Source organism: Ruegeria sp. N7 (genome assembly GCF_056531345.1).
The window spans coordinates 1-14,917 of sequence record NZ_JBQFLR010000007.1 but is presented as its reverse complement, the minus strand read 5'-3'; the positions used below and the strand labels follow the sequence as shown (position 1 = coordinate 14,917).

Below are 14,917 nucleotides of genomic sequence, written 5' to 3'. Positions count from 1 at the left end.
GACACTCCCAGCCTTTCGACACCTCGTCTTAGCAAGGATGGGTTATGCACCTGACACATCCGCTCAGGTTCCGTTTCGTCGGACCCTGTCAAAGAATGGGTAAAGGGCCGCGGGTCTTGGTCTGGCGAAGCACAAAGTTGCTGCGGGTGTCGCGGACCAGCCCTGATTTCAACAGGCGCTGCATGATAAAGACTTCAAGATCCTCGGGGGTTTTGGCGTAAACCTTCAGGATAAAGTCGTGATCCCCGGTGATCGAGGCGCACTCGACGATTTGCGGCTCGGTCTCGACCAGACGAAGAAACGCCGAGATGCTGTTCTCCTGATGGTCCTTCAGCGCGACGTGGACATAGGCAATGGCATTCAGGCCAACAGCCTTGGCAGAAACCTGCGCGCGATACCCTGAAACCACCCCGGACGATTCAAGGTCACGGACGCGGCGCCAACATTGCGAGGCCGACAACCCGGTCCGGTCGGCCAGTTCCTGCATAGACAGGCGTCCACTGGCCTGAAGCTCTCGCAAAATATCAATGTCGGCAGGGTGAAGCATTTGACCCGCAAATGGCAATATCTCGGAATGTTTCGTTCATAATACGGGCGATACTCAGAATATCAAAACAAATTCTCCATGTGAGTTGAGGTATCCTGATCTCATGCAGGAGGATGCTGATGCCCAAATCGACGAAGTATGTCGCCAAACTGGCGGATGAACATGGCCACATTACCTACACAGACGAAGAGAATGCGGTCTGGGCTGATCTTTACGCGGCACAGGAAGAAAATGTTCGGCGCTATATGGCACCGGAATACCTAAGCGGTTTGGTGCGGCTGGACCTGCCGAAGACCAAAGTGCCATCTTGTGCGGAAATTTCGAAACGGTTGCTGGACCTGACCGGCTGGCGGGTGCAGCCGGTTCCGGCGCTGATCGGGTTCAAGACGTTTTTCGGGATGCTGGCGGATCGGGTTTTTCCGGCCGCTTCCTTCATCCGCTCCCGGGAAGATTTCGACTATATCGAAGAGCCGGATATCTTTCATGAGATTTTCGGACACACCCCGTTGTTAAGCGACCCGCGTTTTGCCGCGTTCAGCCACGCCATCGGGCTAGCCGGAAAGCGGGCAGATGACGCGGATTATGCCTGGTTGATCAGGCTCTACTGGTTTTCGATCGAGTTTGGTCTGCGCCGCCAGAACGGTCAGATCAAGGCGTTGGGTTCAGGGTTGGCGTCGTCACCGACTGAACTGGTCTATGCCGTGACCAGCGACATACCCGATCGTGACCCGTTTGATGTTCTGACGATTCTGCGAACACCCTACCGGATCGACATGCATCAGTTGGGGTATTTTGTTCTGGATGACCCTGAAGAATTGTTTGAGGCCGCCGAACGGGACCTGCTGGCAGATGTTCGTCGTGCGCGCCGCCTCGGGCTGTTGCCGAACAAGTTTCCCGAAAAGGTAACCGCCGCCGAGTAGAGGGGGCCGCGTCTTTTCAAGCGTCAAGGTTTTTGTACATATAGGTTGTGGGCTCGAATTTTGGTTCAAATGGGTTCCGGCAGTAATTCGGTATTTCCCCCGCGATCTGAAACCCGAGGCTTTGATAAAGCAGCCGCGAGGGATCGGTGCTGCGCGTATCAAGTACGAGCATCGTGCGCCCCACCTCTCGCGCCCGAAGAACAAGCGCATTCATCAGGGATCGGCCTAACCCCCGCCGTCTGGCTTTGGGATGGACCAGAAGTTTCGCCACGTCGGCGCGGTGGGGTTGGTTGGGCATTGCCGCCGGGATCAGTTGAACGGTGCCTGTAATGCGGGGACCGTCATACGAAACGAATAAGTCCAGCTTACCTGACCTTAGACCGGGCTGTACGTTTTGGTGCCAGTACGCACGCGCATCATTCAGGGTAAACGGAAGTATGAAACCCACGCTGGCCCCATCATGAACACAGGCATGCAGAATTTCAGCCAGGTCATCCAGCGCCGCGTCAAAATCGTTATCGGTCAGGCGCGTGATCATAAAAGCACCAGCAGGTAACGTGCGCCACGCGACGCCCCTGTTTCAAACCGGGTCGGTCCCGACAGATGGTAGCGCAGGCAATCCCCGGCGTTCAGCGCGTGCGCCGTTCCATCAACCGTCAGGGTGAGCGCGCCGTCCATTAAGATCAGATGATGCTCTTGCCCCGATTTAGGAGGCACTTCGTAGGTGATGACCGTGTCCCGGGGCAGGTGGCATTCCAGAACCTCGGCGTTCAATCCATTTGCAGGTGGTGAAACAGCACGGCGGGTAAAGCCGGTTTCAGGGTCGCGCCACTCGGTCTGGCGTTCGAATGGAACCTTGGGGTCAAAGCTGTCTTCAACCATCATCAGCAGCCGCGAGATCGGCAGATCGTATGCAGCGCACAGACGGCCTAGATTGTCGGCTGTTGGGCTGACATCCCCTTTTTCCATACGGGACAAGGTGGCGCGGCTGATCCTGCTGTGTTCGGCAAGGTAATCCAAAGACCAACCACGCCCGCGGCGCAGCTCGCTCAGGCGATTGGCAAGGCGGTTTGACAGGGTGTCGGGCATTGCATTTTCGTGAAAAAATTTCTCATATACGAGAAAGTACACTAACAAATATCTCATATCAACGAAAAGGATGCGAACAAGTCGCATCCTTTTCAATAAGTCAACGCTAAGAAAGATTACTTCCAGCCAACTTCGTTAAAGATCTTCTGCGCTTCGGGGATGTTCTTTGCAACGTCTGAAAGGTTCACGTCGTCTGCCTTGAATTCACCCAGTGCCTTGACCGACTCGGCCAGTTCGACATTTGGAACTGCCGGGAACTCGTCATTTCCCGCCGAGAAGTATTTCTGCGCCTGATCGCTGGCCAGATACTCAAGGAACAGGATCGCGTTTTCCTTGTTGGGTGCATGCGCGGCGACCCCACCACCGGATAGATTCATATGCGCGCCATAGCTGTCCTGGTTCGGGAAGACCCAGCCGATCATATCGCGGTCTGCGGACAAGCCTTTGACGTCTGTGCGAATGGAGCGCGCGAAATAGTAGGTGTTCGAAACCGCGATGTCACACTCGCCCGAAACGATGCCGCGCAACTGGTCGGTGTCACCGCCCTGCGGGTCACGCGCCATGTTGGCGACAACACCCTCGGCCCAGGACTTGGCGGCCTCAGTGCCTTCATGTGTGATGATCGATGCCAGCAGGGTCTGGTTGTAGGTGTTGGTCGAAGACCGGATACAGACCATTCCCTTGTATTCCGGTTTTGCCAGATCAGCGTAGGTGGCCGGCGGGTTGGTCACGTTTTCCTTGTCGAAAAAGATGATCCGACCGCGTTGCGAGAAACCAAACCACTGATTGTCGCTGTCCTGCAGGTTGGCTGGAATGCGCTCTTCCAGTGTAGCGCTGTCGATTGATTGCAGGACACCTGCATTCTTGGCCCGCGCCAGACGCGACGTGTCCACGGTCAGCATCACATCGGCAGGTGAGTTCGCGCCTTCCGCTTCCATCCGGGCAATCAGTTCATCCGCTTTGCCTTCGATCCTGTTGATCTTGATGCCGGTTGCGTCTTCAAAGTCGGTATACAGCCGTTCGTCGGTGTCATAGTGGCGCGACGAATAGAGGTTTAGTTCGCCCTCGGCGGCGGCAGAGGTTGCGATCAGTGCCGACAGCGCGGCGGCCAGGCAGGTCGTGGATTTCAGCATTGTGTGCCTCAACAATTGAATTTCGGGTCGGTCATTAATCCGACTGATTTTCTCAATTATACGATTCTGGGCGGGATGCAAGTAAATCCGACTGATTTACTTGGTCAAAAGGTCGCTAGTGACGTTCATTATGCGATGCTCTGAAGGCATACGAGGGGCGGAAGGTTGGTGGTAACGTGGTCGAGGGACTTGGTCCAAGCGCTTCTAGCGGATATTTTGGCAAGACAGATTGTCCGAGAAAAAGAATATGCTGTCTTATTCACTTAAAGGAAGAACGTGAGATATGCCCGAAACACTGGCTGAAAAATTGGAGAAATCTAACCTTGGCCATTGGATGTCGCGCTTTGAAGGGTTCATGGTTTTTATTGGTGTGGTTGGTCCTTTTGCCACACTGCCGCAGCTCGTGAAGCTGTATTTGACGCATTCGCACCATGCCTCGGGACAGTCCTTGTTGTCTTGGTCGCTATATACCGCCTTATCCCTGCTTTGGTTTGCTTACGGCTTGGTTGTTGGAAAGCTTCCAATCTATGTCGGCAACGGGATTTCGATGGTTCTGAACTTTCTTATGGTCGTGGGCATTCTGATCCATGCAGGGATTACATTTTAGGCGCGGGTAGAACAAAAAAACCGCACTCGAAGGTGCGGTTTCTTTAAGCAGTGATGTGCAGTTCTTAGCCCTGACGAGCTTTGAACTTGCGCTGCGTCTTGTTGATCACGTAGACGCGGCCTTTGCGACGCACAATCCGGCAGTCGCGGTGCCGGTTCTTGAGCGAGCGGAGCGAGTTCTTGACCTTCATGGTCTGTCTCCAATCTGCGGCGCCTTCATCAAGGACGTGGCCAGCGCCTGGGTTACTCGGGTGCCCCGGACAACCGGAACAGTGAAACGATGGTGGGCGGTACAAGGATCGAACTTGTGACCCCTTCGATGTCAACGAAGTGCTCTACCGCTGAGCTAACCGCCCACTTTCCCTTTGCGTACCTTGCCCCATAACGAAATGGGGCGCGGATCCCCGCGCCGGTAGCGGGGTCTATAAAAGGAGTCGCAAAAGGGTTCAAGGGGTTTGGAAGAACAATTTTTCCGGTCTATGTTGATTACGAACACGGAGGGATCATGCAAAGCGCAGCCTATGTATTGGATATGCCCGAAAACCGCACCTCGTGCGTGGTTTTTTCATCGCCACACAGCGGGCGGGAGTATCCTGAGGCATTTCTGAACCGGTCCGTATTGAACCGGAGCGTGATTCGATCCTCAGAAGACGCCTTTGTTGATCAGTTGTTCGCGCCCGCGGCGGAAAACGGTGCCCCTTTGATCAAGGCGGCCATGCCACGTGCCTATCTGGATTTGAACCGCAGCCTGGATGAGCTTGACCCGGCCTTGATCAGCGGTGCCCGCAGGCACGGGCATAATCCAAGGGTCGCGTCAGGGCTGGGGGTGATTCCCCGCGTAGTTGCCAACGGTCGGGCAATCTATCGCGGCAAACTTACCATGGACGAAGCGCGGCTGCGCATCGACACCTATTGGCGCCCTTATCATGCGCGGTTGAAATCCCTGCTGGCCGAATCACACGAGATGTTCGGACAGGCAATTCTGGTGGACTGCCACTCGATGCCGCACGAGGCGGTGGCCATGGCGGGCACTGCGCGCGGAAGGCGGCCCGAGATCGTGCTGGGCGACCGGTTTGGCGCGTCCGCGTCGCCAGAGGTCGTCGATATCATTGAAGCCGCTTTCGCGGCAGCGGGTCTCAACGTGGCACGCAATGCGCCTTTTGCCGGAGCATATGTGACGCAAACCTATGGTCGTCCCGGTCGCCAGCAGCACGCTGTTCAGATCGAGATTGATCGCGCTTTGTACATGGACGAAGAAAAAATCGCGCCCAATGCCAATTTCATGGCGTTCTCGAAGCTGCTCAGGCAGGTGGTTCGCGAGATTTCCAGCCTGGGTGCGAGCCCAGAGCGTCTGGCGGCGGAGTAGCTTCAGCGCAGCGCACGGCCCTTCATGATTGCTTCGGCCCCGAACCGCTGGCGAATCTCGTCCGTGGCCCGTTCGGCCTTGGATCTGCGGGCAGCATCCGGATCCAGCAAGTCGCCGGAAATATCCGCCTGATCAGCCGGGCAAAGGTCGGACAAGCCACAGCCCAACAATCGATATGGCCCCTGATCGCCAACCTGATCGAACAGGCCCCGGGCCGTGCGGTAAATCCGGTCGGCAATCTGTGTTGCATCCCGCAAGGATACGCGCCGCGTCAGGATCTTGTGATTGGCTTTCTTCAGTTTCAACGTGACAACCCGACCAGCCAGATCCTTTGCCTTGGCGCGGTCCGACACTTTCAAGGCCATCCGCCACAAATGGCCGTCCAGAATATCAAGGCTCGACGTATCTTCGAAAAATGTCGTCTCGTTGCTGATGGATTTCATCGGCTCATGCGCGGATACGCGTCGCTTGTCCTGACCTCGGGCCAAGTGCCACAGGCGATATCCCATTGAGCCGAACCGTGCGGTTAGTGCCTCCTGATCCCAACGCAGCAAATCACTGAAAGCTCTGATCCCGGCCTGGTCCAGCGCTTCCTGCGCAGCCGGGCCAATGCCCCAGATCAACCGTACGGGTTTGTCGTTCAGAAACTCTGCCGTTTCCGCCTTGCCGATCACTGAAAACCCGCGCGGTTTGTCGAGGTCCGATGCGACCTTGGCCAGAAATTTGTTGTGACTTAACCCGATAGATCCGGTGACACCAATTTCTTCCTTCATGCGCTTGACCAGACGCGCCAGCATGACGGCAGGTGGCGCGCCGTGCAGACGTTCGGTTCCCGACAGGTCCATGAAGGCTTCGTCCAGCGAAAGCGGTTCGACCACGGGTGTCAACTCATCCATCATGGCGCGGATGTCGCGCGACACCTGGGCGTAGACGGACATGCGCGGCTTGATCACGACGGCTTCGGGGCAGAGTTGCAAGGCCTTGAACATGGGCATGGCCGACCGGACACCGCGAATACGGGCAACGTAGCAGGCGGTTGAAACAACGCCGCGCTTGCCGCCGCCAATGATGACCGGTTTGTCCGCCAGTTCCGGGTTGTCACGTTTTTCCACTGAGGCATAGAAGGCATCACAATCCATATGGGCAATCGACAGGTCAAACAGTTCCGTGTGTGTCTTTACCCGCGGACTGCCACAGGCAGTACAGCGTTGTTCGTTTGACAATGTGGTCAGGCAATCTCGGCAAAGACCGGGCATCTGCGTCCTCATGCGTTCCGCAGTTGGCTTGGAGGTTCTTTATATCACCTGTGATCCTGGATCAAAGGCCCTGCTGACATGGTATGATTTGGAAAGAAGACCCCCCGCACATCGCGGGGGGAAGTAACGAACCTCAGGAAGAAGCGGTTCGTTGGGGAGTATTTCCCCTTCAGAATCTCTGAAAATCCTTAGTTTCGATAGGATGAAGGTCGTGCGGAGAAAACTCGGGTTTTGAATGTGTGTTTTCTGGCACAGAGACGATTTGGCGCGGTTTTGTCAAAAAGTGACCTAAGGTCAACTTGTTGCGCGGAAAATCCAACGTAAAACACACCTGAAAGAACCGAGCGGTTTTAGCTGACCTTCAGAGAATTTAGTTCGGAAAGAACAGCCTCAGCAGCGGCTTTTGGGTCTTTTGCCTGATAAATCGGGCGGCCGACAACGATGTGATCTGCGCCTTCCTGAATGGCGCTTGCCGGGGTGGCTACACGTTTCTGGTCGCCAAGCGCTGCGCCAGCAGGGCGCACACCAGGGGTTACGATCAGACGACCTTCAGCCTGAGGCAGAACGCGGATCAGGGCGGCTTCCTGCGGGCTGGCGATAACGCCATCAGCACCGGCTTCAAAGGCTTTGGCCGCGCGCTCAACGACCAAGTCCTGCACATCACCGGATCTCAGAAGGCTTGCGTCCAGATCGTCGCGGTTCAGCGAGGTCAGGATGGTCACGGCGAGGATCTTCAGGTCTTTACCCGCAGCACCTTCTTTGGCAGCGCGCACCACATGAGGGTCACCATGCACGGTCAGAAAATCCAGATCGAATTGCGCCAATCCCCGCACGGCATTTTCAACTGTGTTGCCAATGTCGAATAACTTCATATCCAGGAAGATGCGCTTGCCGTGATCCTGTTTCAGTTCGTTGGCCAATGCCAGCCCGCCACCGGTCAGCATACCCAGCCCGATCTTATAGAAAGAAACACTGTCCCCCAAACGTTCTGCCATGGCCAACCCTTGCAGAGCGTTGGGAACATCAAGGGCTACGATCAGGCGGTCATCAGACATGGGGGGCGCTCCTTTTTGGCAAACGTCTGCGTCCTAGCGGCTTCGGGCCGCTCTGTCCATCTGCTAAGCCGCGCAGGCAGCTTCAAATCGTGTTATCGTGCTCTGTATTGAAAACTCGAATTCAAAATAAGGGGCGACAAATGAAAAAGCTGGTTTTGTTGGGCGCGTTGATTGCACTGGCCGCATGTAATGAAACGCCGCCCGAGGAGACGGATACAGGGGCTGCACCTGTGCCGACCAATGACGATTTGCGTTTGGTTGGTGGTTACAGGTCCGAGGATGATTGGTGTCAACTTACTGGTGAAACGGCGTTTACCGGCAATTTCCTGGACCATACGGCAGATCTGGTTTCTTGCCCGACGGGAAGTGCGGCAGCCCAATCTTTGGTAAATGATCTGGGTGCCGTTCAGGTTGCCGAGACCGGTGGTTATTCAGTCTATACCATCCAGCGCGAATAGGTCGATTTCTGTGTTTTAGCCTCTTGAACCACCGAAGATATTTCCCAGATTGAATGTGAGGCTTCGACCGACATGTGCTGCCAGGCGGGCATGTCAAAACGGGGCGCTTGGAAAAGGAGAATATCATGGACTTGAACAAGTTCACCGAGCGGGCACGGGGATTCGTGCAGGCAGCGCAAACCATTGCGCTGCGCGAGGGGCACCAGAGGCTGGAGCCTACGCATATACTCAAAGCACTGATGGATGACGATCAGGGGTTGGCCAGCAACCTGATCACGCGCGCGGGTGGGGCCCCGAACCGCGTGGTTGAAGCGCTGGACACCGCGATGGGGAAAATCCCCAAGGTCAGCGGCGACGCGAGCCAGATCTACATGGACGGCCAGACCGCCAAAGTACTGGACGAGGCTGCAAAGTTGGCATCAAAGGCGGGCGACAGTTTCGTGCCGGTCGAACGCGTGTTGATGGCGCTGTGCATGGTGAAGTCCAAGGCCAAGGATGCATTGGACGCCGGAGCCGTATCAGCGCAAAAGCTGAATGAGGCGATCAACGACATTCGCAAGGGTCGCACCGCTGACAGCGCGTCGGCGGAAGAAGGTTATGACGCGCTCAAGAAATACGCACGTGACCTGACCGAGGCTGCGGCCGAAGGCAAAATTGATCCGATCATCGGTCGGGATGAAGAAATCCGCCGCTCGATGCAGGTTCTGTCGCGTCGCACCAAGAACAACCCGGTTCTGATCGGTGAACCCGGCGTCGGTAAGACCGCGATTGCCGAGGGCATGGCCCTGCGCATCGTTAACGGCGATGTGCCGGAATCGCTGAAGGACAAGAAGCTGCTGGCGCTCGACATGGGCGCGTTGATTGCTGGTGCGAAATACCGTGGTGAGTTCGAAGAACGCCTCAAGGCCGTTCTGACCGAAGTGACTGAAGCTGCGGGTGAAATCATCCTGTTCATCGACGAGATGCACACGTTGGTCGGTGCCGGGAAGTCTGATGGTGCAATGGATGCGGCCAACCTGATCAAGCCTGCGCTTGCCCGGGGCGAGTTGCATTGTATTGGTGCGACCACGCTGGACGAGTACCGCAAATACGTGGAAAAAGACGCGGCCCTTGCGCGCCGGTTCCAGCCTGTAATGGTACAGGAGCCGACGGTCGAAGATACGATCAGCATCCTGCGCGGCATCAAGGAAAAGTACGAACTGCACCACGGTGTGCGTATCTCGGATTCAGCGCTTGTTTCAGCGGCGACCCTGTCGCACCGCTATATCACTGACCGCTTTCTGCCCGACAAAGCCATCGACCTTGTCGACGAGGCCGCATCGCGTCTGCGGATGGAGGTCGACAGCAAGCCCGAGGAACTCGATCAACTCGACCGGAACATCCTGCAGATGCAGATCGAGGAAGAGGCGCTGAAGCTTGAAGATGACGCGGCCTCGAAAGATCGTCTGGAAACCTTGCAAAAGGACCTGGCCGATTTGCAGGAACGATCCGCCGAGATGACAGCACAATGGCAGGCCGAACGCGACAAGCTGGCGGGGGCCCGTGACCTGAAGGAACAGCTCGACAAGGCGCGCGCTGATCTTGAGATCGCCAAGCGTGAAGGCAACCTCGCCAAAGCGGGGGAATTGTCCTATGGCGTCATCCCCGAGCTTGAAAAAAAGCTGACCGAGGCCGAGAACGCCGAAAGCAATGGTATGATGGCCGAGGAAACAGTGCGCCCTGAACAGATTGCTTCCGTCGTGGAGCGCTGGACCGGTATCCCGACCTCGAAAATGCTGGAAGGTGAGCGCGAGAAGCTGCTGCGGATGGAAGACGCTCTGCATTCCCGCGTGATCGGTCAGGATGCAGCGGTGACTGCTGTCGCCAACGCCGTGCGCCGTGCGCGTGCGGGTCTGAATGACGAAGGCCGCCCGCTGGGATCGTTCCTGTTCCTCGGGCCGACCGGCGTGGGTAAGACCGAGCTGACCAAGGCCGTGGCGAATTTCCTGTTCGATGACGACAATGCGATGGTGCGTATCGATATGTCCGAGTTCATGGAGAAACACGCGGTTGCCCGTCTGATCGGGGCTCCTCCGGGCTATGTCGGTTATGACGAAGGCGGTGTGCTGACCGAAGCCGTGCGGCGCAGGCCCTATCAGGTCGTGCTGTTTGACGAGGTTGAAAAGGCGCACCCGGATGTGTTCAACGTGCTGTTGCAGGTTCTGGATGATGGGGTTCTGACCGATGGTCAGGGCCGCACCGTGGACTTCAAGCAGACGCTGATCATCCTGACGTCGAACCTTGGGTCTCAGGCGCTCAGCCAGTTGCCCGATGGCGCGGACAGCGCGCAGGCACGCCGTGACGTGATGGATGCGGTGCGGGCACATTTCCGGCCCGAGTTCCTGAACCGTCTGGACGAAACGATCATCTTTGACCGCCTCAAGCGGGCCGATATGGATGGCATCGTCGATATCCAGATGGCGCGTCTGCAAAAGCGCCTGGCGGCCCGCAAGATCGAACTGGCCCTGGACGATGGTGCCAAGGAATGGCTGGCCAATGAAGGCTATGACCCTGTCTTCGGAGCCCGCCCGCTGAAACGCGTGATTCAGCGCGCCCTGCAGAACCCGCTGGCCGAAGCGCTGTTGGCCGGTGAGATCAAGGATGGTGAGGTTGTCCCGGTCACCGCCGGGGCTGATGGCTTGATCATCGGTGACCGGTTGGGGACGTCAGAACGGCCCCGCCCGGATGATGCAGTGGTGCATTGATTTAGGAACGAACGGAAGACCCGCCGCATTGGCGGGTCTTCTTCGTCTGAATCTACGCTCTTCGACGCGCTAAAATTCCCTGGCTTGTCCGGGACGGTGGGCCTGCGGGAAATGAGTGCTCGCCTTCACATTCGAATCCAGCTTTGTCCAGTAGTCCCAGAATCTCTTCTCTGGCGAATGTGCGATGTCGCCATTGCAGCCAGATAATCGCATTGCACCAATGCGGCTTGGACACCACCAGATACAATCGACCATCAGGGTGCATCAAATCGTGAATCTGCTCAAGTGCGCGCAACGGATCGGGGCAGTGTTCGATGACATGCGCAGCCAGTGCCACATCAGCGGGTTCCAGAACGACAGAGCCTAATATGCCCTGCACAAGTCTTGGCTCGATACCCCGCGCCTGTAACGCGCTTTGACCGTGTTTCAACATGGCTTGACTGGGTTCGAGAAGGGTTACTTCGGCAGATGATCCATGAGTAGCAACCCAGGCTTCTGCAAACGAGGCCGTCCCGGCACCGATATCAACAACCCGACTGTTTTGCTCTGTCGCGCGCTGACTTGCTGACAGAAAACCAAGATACGCATCGTAATAACCAAGGGCACGCATCTTATCCCGCCATTTTGGTGCAGCGGTATCATAGCGCCGTGTGGTGTCAGACTTGGTCTTGCCCATTGGCTGGCTTGCTCTCAGTGCCTACCACTCATGGAATGCGCAGATGGAAACTGACCCACTGAAGAAAGCGGGCCAGTTTCGCCAAACGTCAGTTTCATCAGATCAGCGCAAGTATCCGCGCCGGACCTCCGGTGCCGCCTGCGTGTTTCGGTGCGCCAATAACAAGTGTTGCGCCTGACGCGGGTACCTGATCCAGATTGGCCAGGCATTCGATCCCGAACCGGCCGGATGGCAACCAGGCATAATGGGTGGCGAAATCCGCAGACATGCCGTGATCCAGTGACAAGGTGTCAACGGCAATAGACCGGGCTCCGGTTTCCTCCATCAGCATCTGCGCAGCTTCAACGTGAAAGCCCGGGTAATGCTGCGCTTCACCGTCGAAATTGCGGAACGCGTCCGTTGTCGTTTTGCCAGCCCACCCAGAGTGCATGGCGACACAAGCGCCGTCTGGTATATCGCCATTGGTGGCTATCCAGGCTTTCAGGTCATCAGGGGTTAAACGCGTATCGGCGTCTTCTGCTGCGCGGGCAGCGATATCGACCACGCAAAGTGGTGCGACCAGATCTGAAACCGGGATTTCATCGACCGAAGCCCCATCCGCAGAAAAGTGCAGCGGGGCATCTATATGCGTGCCCGTATGCTCATTGATTGACAAATTGAACAGATTGAATCCGTGCTCCGCGAAATTGAATGCCTGTTCGGCCGAGATACCCGGCTCTCCGCCCCAGGTCGGGAACTCCGGGCTGAGCGTGTGGGTCATGTCTTGGACACCGCCATGCCCCGCGGCCAGTGCGGCCGGTGCCATAGCCCTGGTTGCGGCAGCCGCAACACCCGATGCCGCCGCGGCTTTGAAGAACCCGCGCCGGGACAGCATCCTGTCTTTTACGGCGTTCATTACACAGATATCACACATTTTTCGTCCTCCCATTGCGGCCACGCGGCTGCAAAAACAGGCCCGCCACACTGTTGATCGCGTATGGTGCCTGTCTGACAGAGTGCAGTTTTGGACCCGCAGTTGTAAAGACTGCAGGCAGACAACCCGGCTGTTGCCCTCCGTTCAGAGCCAGCTCTGAGTGAATCGTATATCCCCAACGAAATGTTCGAGCACTGAGAGTTGGCTCAGGTCGTGACAACCGCTGAAAGCGGGCAGAGCGCGGCACAATCCGCCTGTCTGGGCCTGTCGCCACTCGGAACGTTACAATCACGTCGCTCAAACGTGACGCCTGTTTCCATGGGTCTGTGCTATCAGCACCCTAAGTCTGTAATGACAAACAAATACGACGGAGACCTAGATGGCGCATCGCTGGACCAATACATTAACACATGCCGACGTCACCCCACGGGCGTCCTTCCTGAACCGTCGGCAGGTCATGGCCGGGATGGCGGGTGTTGGTGTGGCGGCAATGGGCCAACCAGCTGCGGCGCAGGATGCGCTGGAGCCGAACACCTGGGATGAGATCACGAGTTACAACAATTATTATGAGTTCGGGACCGGAAAAGATGACCCGGCGAAATATGCGCATACGCTGGTGACCGAACCCTGGAGCGTAAAGATTGACGGTCTGGTCGATCGTCCTGGTGAGTATGATTTCAAGGACATCCTGTCCGAGATGACGATCGAAGAACGCATCTATCGCTTCCGTTGCGTTGAAGCCTGGTCGATGGTCGTACCATGGAACGGGTTCGAACTGGCCGATCTTCTGAAAATGGCGGGGGTGAAAGACGGCGCGAAATACGTAGCGTTCGAAACGGCCCACCGCCCGGATGAGATGCCGGGAACGCGCTATCCCATTCTGGAATGGCCCTATCGCGAGGGTTTGCGCCTGGACGAGGCGATGCATCCGCTGACGATCATGGCCACTGGTATCTATGACAAGCCGATTCCAAATCAGAACGGCGCGCCATTGCGTCTGGTGGTGCCGTGGAAATACGGGTTCAAATCGATCAAATCGATTGTCCGGATCACGCTTGTTGAAGAAGAGCCGCCCACGAGTTGGAATATGGCCAATTCGCGAGAATACGGTTTTTATAGTAATGTAAACCCGAACGTTGATCATCCGCGCTGGTCGCAAGCCTCCGAACGTGAAATCGGCGGCGGCCTGTTTGCCTCGCGCAAACCGACGCTGATGTTCAACGGTTATGAAGAAGAGGTCGCCAGCCTTTATGAAGGTATGGATTTGGCCAGGAACTACTAGAATCATGCAGGCCATCAATCAGACACTCCGGCGTATTCCGGTATGGGCCGTTTATCTGATGGGCGCGCTGCCCGCGCCCTGGCTGTTCTATCTTGGCCTGACTGGCGGTTTGGGAATCGAACCGATTGAGGCGCTGGAACACCGCTACGGCGAACTGGCTTTACAGTTGCTGATTGCCGGGCTGGCCATCACATCCTTGCGCCGATTTGTGGGCTTGAACCTGGTGAAGTTCCGTCGGGCCATTGGGGTGCTGACTTTTGTATATGTCAGCCTGCATCTCCTTGTCTGGCTGGTTCTGGACGTTCAGCTTCCCAGCCAGATTTGGGCGGATATCCTCAAGCGTCCTTATATTACCGTTGGAATTGGGGCGTTTCTTTTGCTGTTGCCTCTGACGGCAACATCCAACAACTGGTCGGTGCGCCGACTGGGGCCGCGTTGGCGCAGGCTGCATTGGCTGGTGTACCCGGCCGCTTTGCTGGGCGGCCTGCATTACGTGATGCTGGCAAAAGGGTTTCAGATCGAGCCGCTGATCTATTTGGCAGCTATAGTCATCCTTCTTGCCCTTAGGTTGCCGATTCCAAGCCTGTCACTCCAGTCCAACACAGCAGATTCTGCCTGACTCGGAAGCGAGTCTGTGAGTAACATTGTAAACAAGGCGATAAAGTGCGGAACCCCATCTGTGTTTTCGACGATTCCGGCGCGCTTCCGCCTGATTGTGAATGGTTAACATGTTGAAAATAAATAATTATTTTTGAAATCGGCATTTTCTTTTGTTTTCGTGCATTTTCCGCTTGCGGGTTTTGAGAGTAATACTTAGAACCCCCTTCACCGGCGCAACTGAGGTTGGCCTGACGGACTGGAAAGACGGTTGA

16 protein-coding genes and 1 tRNA gene are annotated in these 14,917 nt (G+C 56.5%); 7 read left to right on the top strand and 10 right to left on the bottom strand.

Annotated features, from left to right (window positions below):
* Positions 1 to 88: 88 nt before the first annotated feature.
* The gene (locus ACR0ES_RS10240) at positions 89 to 547 is read right to left on the bottom strand and encodes an Lrp/AsnC family transcriptional regulator (protein WP_480494575.1); all 459 of its coding nucleotides are present in this window, start codon (positions 545 to 547) and stop codon (positions 89 to 91) included.
* Positions 548 to 666: 119 nt separating this feature from the next.
* Here ACR0ES_RS10240 and ACR0ES_RS10235 point away from each other — a divergent pair, with 119 nt between their 5' ends.
* A complete protein-coding gene (locus ACR0ES_RS10235; protein ID WP_480870556.1) occupies positions 667 to 1,467 on the top strand; it encodes a phenylalanine 4-monooxygenase in 801 nt (266 codons plus the stop codon).
* A 16-nt stretch (positions 1,468 to 1,483) separates the two neighbouring features.
* Here the strand turns inward: ACR0ES_RS10235 and ACR0ES_RS10230 are convergent, their stop codons facing one another.
* The 3 genes from ACR0ES_RS10230 to ACR0ES_RS10220 all read right to left on the bottom strand — a co-directional run bounded on the left by ACR0ES_RS10230 (position 1,484) and on the right by ACR0ES_RS10220 (position 3,689).
* Positions 1,484 to 2,005 (bottom strand): N-acetyltransferase family protein, encoded by a 522-nt coding sequence (locus ACR0ES_RS10230; protein ID WP_480774000.1) that lies wholly within the window; start codon positions 2,003 to 2,005, stop codon positions 1,484 to 1,486.
* Entirely contained in the window at positions 2,002 to 2,556 is a 555-nt protein-coding gene (locus ACR0ES_RS10225; RefSeq protein ID WP_480774001.1) for a helix-turn-helix domain-containing protein, read from the bottom strand. The genes ACR0ES_RS10230 and ACR0ES_RS10225 overlap by 4 nt, the downstream gene beginning before the upstream one ends.
* Before the next feature lie 116 nt (positions 2,557 to 2,672).
* Entirely contained in the window at positions 2,673 to 3,689 is a 1,017-nt protein-coding gene (locus tag ACR0ES_RS10220; protein WP_480483955.1) for a Fe(3+) ABC transporter substrate-binding protein, read from the bottom strand.
* A gap of 283 nt (positions 3,690 to 3,972) precedes the next feature.
* Between ACR0ES_RS10220 and ACR0ES_RS10215 the strand changes: the two genes are divergently transcribed.
* On the top strand, positions 3,973 to 4,296 hold the full coding sequence (locus ACR0ES_RS10215) for a SemiSWEET transporter (RefSeq protein WP_267365035.1): 324 nt from the start codon (positions 3,973 to 3,975) through the stop codon (positions 4,294 to 4,296).
* Positions 4,297 to 4,360: 64 nt separating this feature from the next.
* Here the strand turns inward: ACR0ES_RS10215 and ykgO are convergent, their stop codons facing one another.
* Positions 4,361 to 4,486 (bottom strand): type B 50S ribosomal protein L36, encoded by a 126-nt coding sequence (ykgO, locus tag ACR0ES_RS10210; RefSeq protein ID WP_008755722.1) that lies wholly within the window; start codon positions 4,484 to 4,486, stop codon positions 4,361 to 4,363.
* Between the two features lie 90 nt (positions 4,487 to 4,576).
* Positions 4,577 to 4,651 (bottom strand) — tRNA-Val (locus ACR0ES_RS10205).
* 149 nt (positions 4,652 to 4,800) lie between these two features.
* Between ACR0ES_RS10205 and ACR0ES_RS10200 the strand changes: the two genes are divergently transcribed.
* Positions 4,801 to 5,661: an N-formylglutamate amidohydrolase gene (locus tag ACR0ES_RS10200; protein ID WP_480870554.1), complete on the top strand. Its 861-nt coding sequence runs from the start codon at positions 4,801 to 4,803 to the stop codon at positions 5,659 to 5,661.
* 2 nt (positions 5,662 to 5,663) lie between these two features.
* On the opposite strand, the gene ACR0ES_RS10195 is transcribed toward ACR0ES_RS10200, so the two are convergent.
* Positions 5,664 to 6,917 carry a DNA polymerase IV gene (locus tag ACR0ES_RS10195; protein ID WP_480870552.1) on the bottom strand — a complete coding sequence of 418 codons (1,254 nt, stop codon included), beginning with the start codon at positions 6,915 to 6,917 and terminating at the stop codon, positions 5,664 to 5,666.
* A 350-nt stretch (positions 6,918 to 7,267) separates the two neighbouring features.
* Positions 7,268 to 7,972, bottom strand: coding sequence for an orotidine-5'-phosphate decarboxylase (pyrF, locus tag ACR0ES_RS10190; protein WP_480774004.1), 705 nt, complete (start codon positions 7,970 to 7,972; stop codon positions 7,268 to 7,270).
* A 140-nt stretch (positions 7,973 to 8,112) separates the two neighbouring features.
* On the opposite strand from pyrF, the gene ACR0ES_RS10185 reads away from it, so the two are divergent.
* Together ACR0ES_RS10185 and clpB are read left to right on the top strand one after the other, a co-directional pair.
* The gene (locus ACR0ES_RS10185; RefSeq protein WP_209599181.1) at positions 8,113 to 8,430 is read left to right on the top strand and encodes a hypothetical protein; all 318 of its coding nucleotides are present in this window, start codon (positions 8,113 to 8,115) and stop codon (positions 8,428 to 8,430) included.
* A 125-nt stretch (positions 8,431 to 8,555) separates the two neighbouring features.
* Entirely contained in the window at positions 8,556 to 11,174 is a 2,619-nt protein-coding gene (clpB, locus tag ACR0ES_RS10180; RefSeq protein WP_480870549.1) for an ATP-dependent chaperone ClpB, read from the top strand.
* A gap of 52 nt (positions 11,175 to 11,226) precedes the next feature.
* Here clpB and ACR0ES_RS10175 read toward each other — a convergent pair whose 3' ends face one another.
* Both ACR0ES_RS10175 and ACR0ES_RS10170 read right to left on the bottom strand, forming a co-directional pair.
* Positions 11,227 to 11,850 (bottom strand): class I SAM-dependent methyltransferase, encoded by a 624-nt coding sequence (locus tag ACR0ES_RS10175; RefSeq protein ID WP_480870546.1) that lies wholly within the window; start codon positions 11,848 to 11,850, stop codon positions 11,227 to 11,229.
* Between the two features lie 97 nt (positions 11,851 to 11,947).
* Entirely contained in the window at positions 11,948 to 12,763 is an 816-nt protein-coding gene (locus ACR0ES_RS10170; protein ID WP_480870544.1) for a cyclase family protein, read from the bottom strand.
* A 379-nt stretch (positions 12,764 to 13,142) separates the two neighbouring features.
* Here ACR0ES_RS10170 and msrP point away from each other — a divergent pair, with 379 nt between their 5' ends.
* Positions 13,143 to 14,045 (top strand): protein-methionine-sulfoxide reductase catalytic subunit MsrP, encoded by a 903-nt coding sequence (gene msrP / locus ACR0ES_RS10165; protein WP_480539374.1) that lies wholly within the window; start codon positions 13,143 to 13,145, stop codon positions 14,043 to 14,045.
* Between the two features lie 4 nt (positions 14,046 to 14,049).
* Positions 14,050 to 14,664 carry a protein-methionine-sulfoxide reductase heme-binding subunit MsrQ gene (gene msrQ, locus ACR0ES_RS10160; protein ID WP_480587089.1) on the top strand — a complete coding sequence of 205 codons (615 nt, stop codon included), beginning with the start codon at positions 14,050 to 14,052 and terminating at the stop codon, positions 14,662 to 14,664.
* The last annotated feature ends 253 nt before the right edge of the window (positions 14,665 to 14,917 follow it).

What these genes read in the sequence shown, in the direction of transcription:
- ACR0ES_RS10240 (WP_480494575.1), bottom strand. Translation starts at nt 547, where the DNA reads ATGCTTCACCCTGCCGACATTGATATTTTGCGAGAGCTTCAGGCCAGT.
- ACR0ES_RS10235 (WP_480870556.1), top strand. Translation starts at nt 667, where the DNA reads ATGCCCAAATCGACGAAGTATGTCGCCAAACTGGCGGATGAACATGGC.
- ACR0ES_RS10230 (WP_480774000.1), bottom strand. Translation starts at nt 2,005, where the DNA reads ATGATCACGCGCCTGACCGATAACGATTTTGACGCGGCGCTGGATGAC.
- ACR0ES_RS10225 (WP_480774001.1), bottom strand. Translation starts at nt 2,556, where the DNA reads ATGCCCGACACCCTGTCAAACCGCCTTGCCAATCGCCTGAGCGAGCTG.
- ACR0ES_RS10220 (WP_480483955.1), bottom strand. Translation starts at nt 3,689, where the DNA reads ATGCTGAAATCCACGACCTGCCTGGCCGCCGCGCTGTCGGCACTGATC.
- ACR0ES_RS10215 (WP_267365035.1), top strand. Translation starts at nt 3,973, where the DNA reads ATGCCCGAAACACTGGCTGAAAAATTGGAGAAATCTAACCTTGGCCAT.
- ykgO (WP_008755722.1), bottom strand. Translation starts at nt 4,486, where the DNA reads ATGAAGGTCAAGAACTCGCTCCGCTCGCTCAAGAACCGGCACCGCGAC.
- ACR0ES_RS10200 (WP_480870554.1), top strand. Translation starts at nt 4,801, where the DNA reads ATGCAAAGCGCAGCCTATGTATTGGATATGCCCGAAAACCGCACCTCG.
- ACR0ES_RS10195 (WP_480870552.1), bottom strand. Translation starts at nt 6,917, where the DNA reads ATGCCCGGTCTTTGCCGAGATTGCCTGACCACATTGTCAAACGAACAA.
- pyrF (WP_480774004.1), bottom strand. Translation starts at nt 7,972, where the DNA reads ATGTCTGATGACCGCCTGATCGTAGCCCTTGATGTTCCCAACGCTCTG.
- ACR0ES_RS10185 (WP_209599181.1), top strand. Translation starts at nt 8,113, where the DNA reads ATGAAAAAGCTGGTTTTGTTGGGCGCGTTGATTGCACTGGCCGCATGT.
- clpB (WP_480870549.1), top strand. Translation starts at nt 8,556, where the DNA reads ATGGACTTGAACAAGTTCACCGAGCGGGCACGGGGATTCGTGCAGGCA.
- ACR0ES_RS10175 (WP_480870546.1), bottom strand. Translation starts at nt 11,850, where the DNA reads ATGGGCAAGACCAAGTCTGACACCACACGGCGCTATGATACCGCTGCA.
- ACR0ES_RS10170 (WP_480870544.1), bottom strand. Translation starts at nt 12,763, where the DNA reads ATGTGTGATATCTGTGTAATGAACGCCGTAAAAGACAGGATGCTGTCC.
- msrP (WP_480539374.1), top strand. Translation starts at nt 13,143, where the DNA reads ATGGCGCATCGCTGGACCAATACATTAACACATGCCGACGTCACCCCA.
- msrQ (WP_480587089.1), top strand. Translation starts at nt 14,050, where the DNA reads ATGCAGGCCATCAATCAGACACTCCGGCGTATTCCGGTATGGGCCGTT.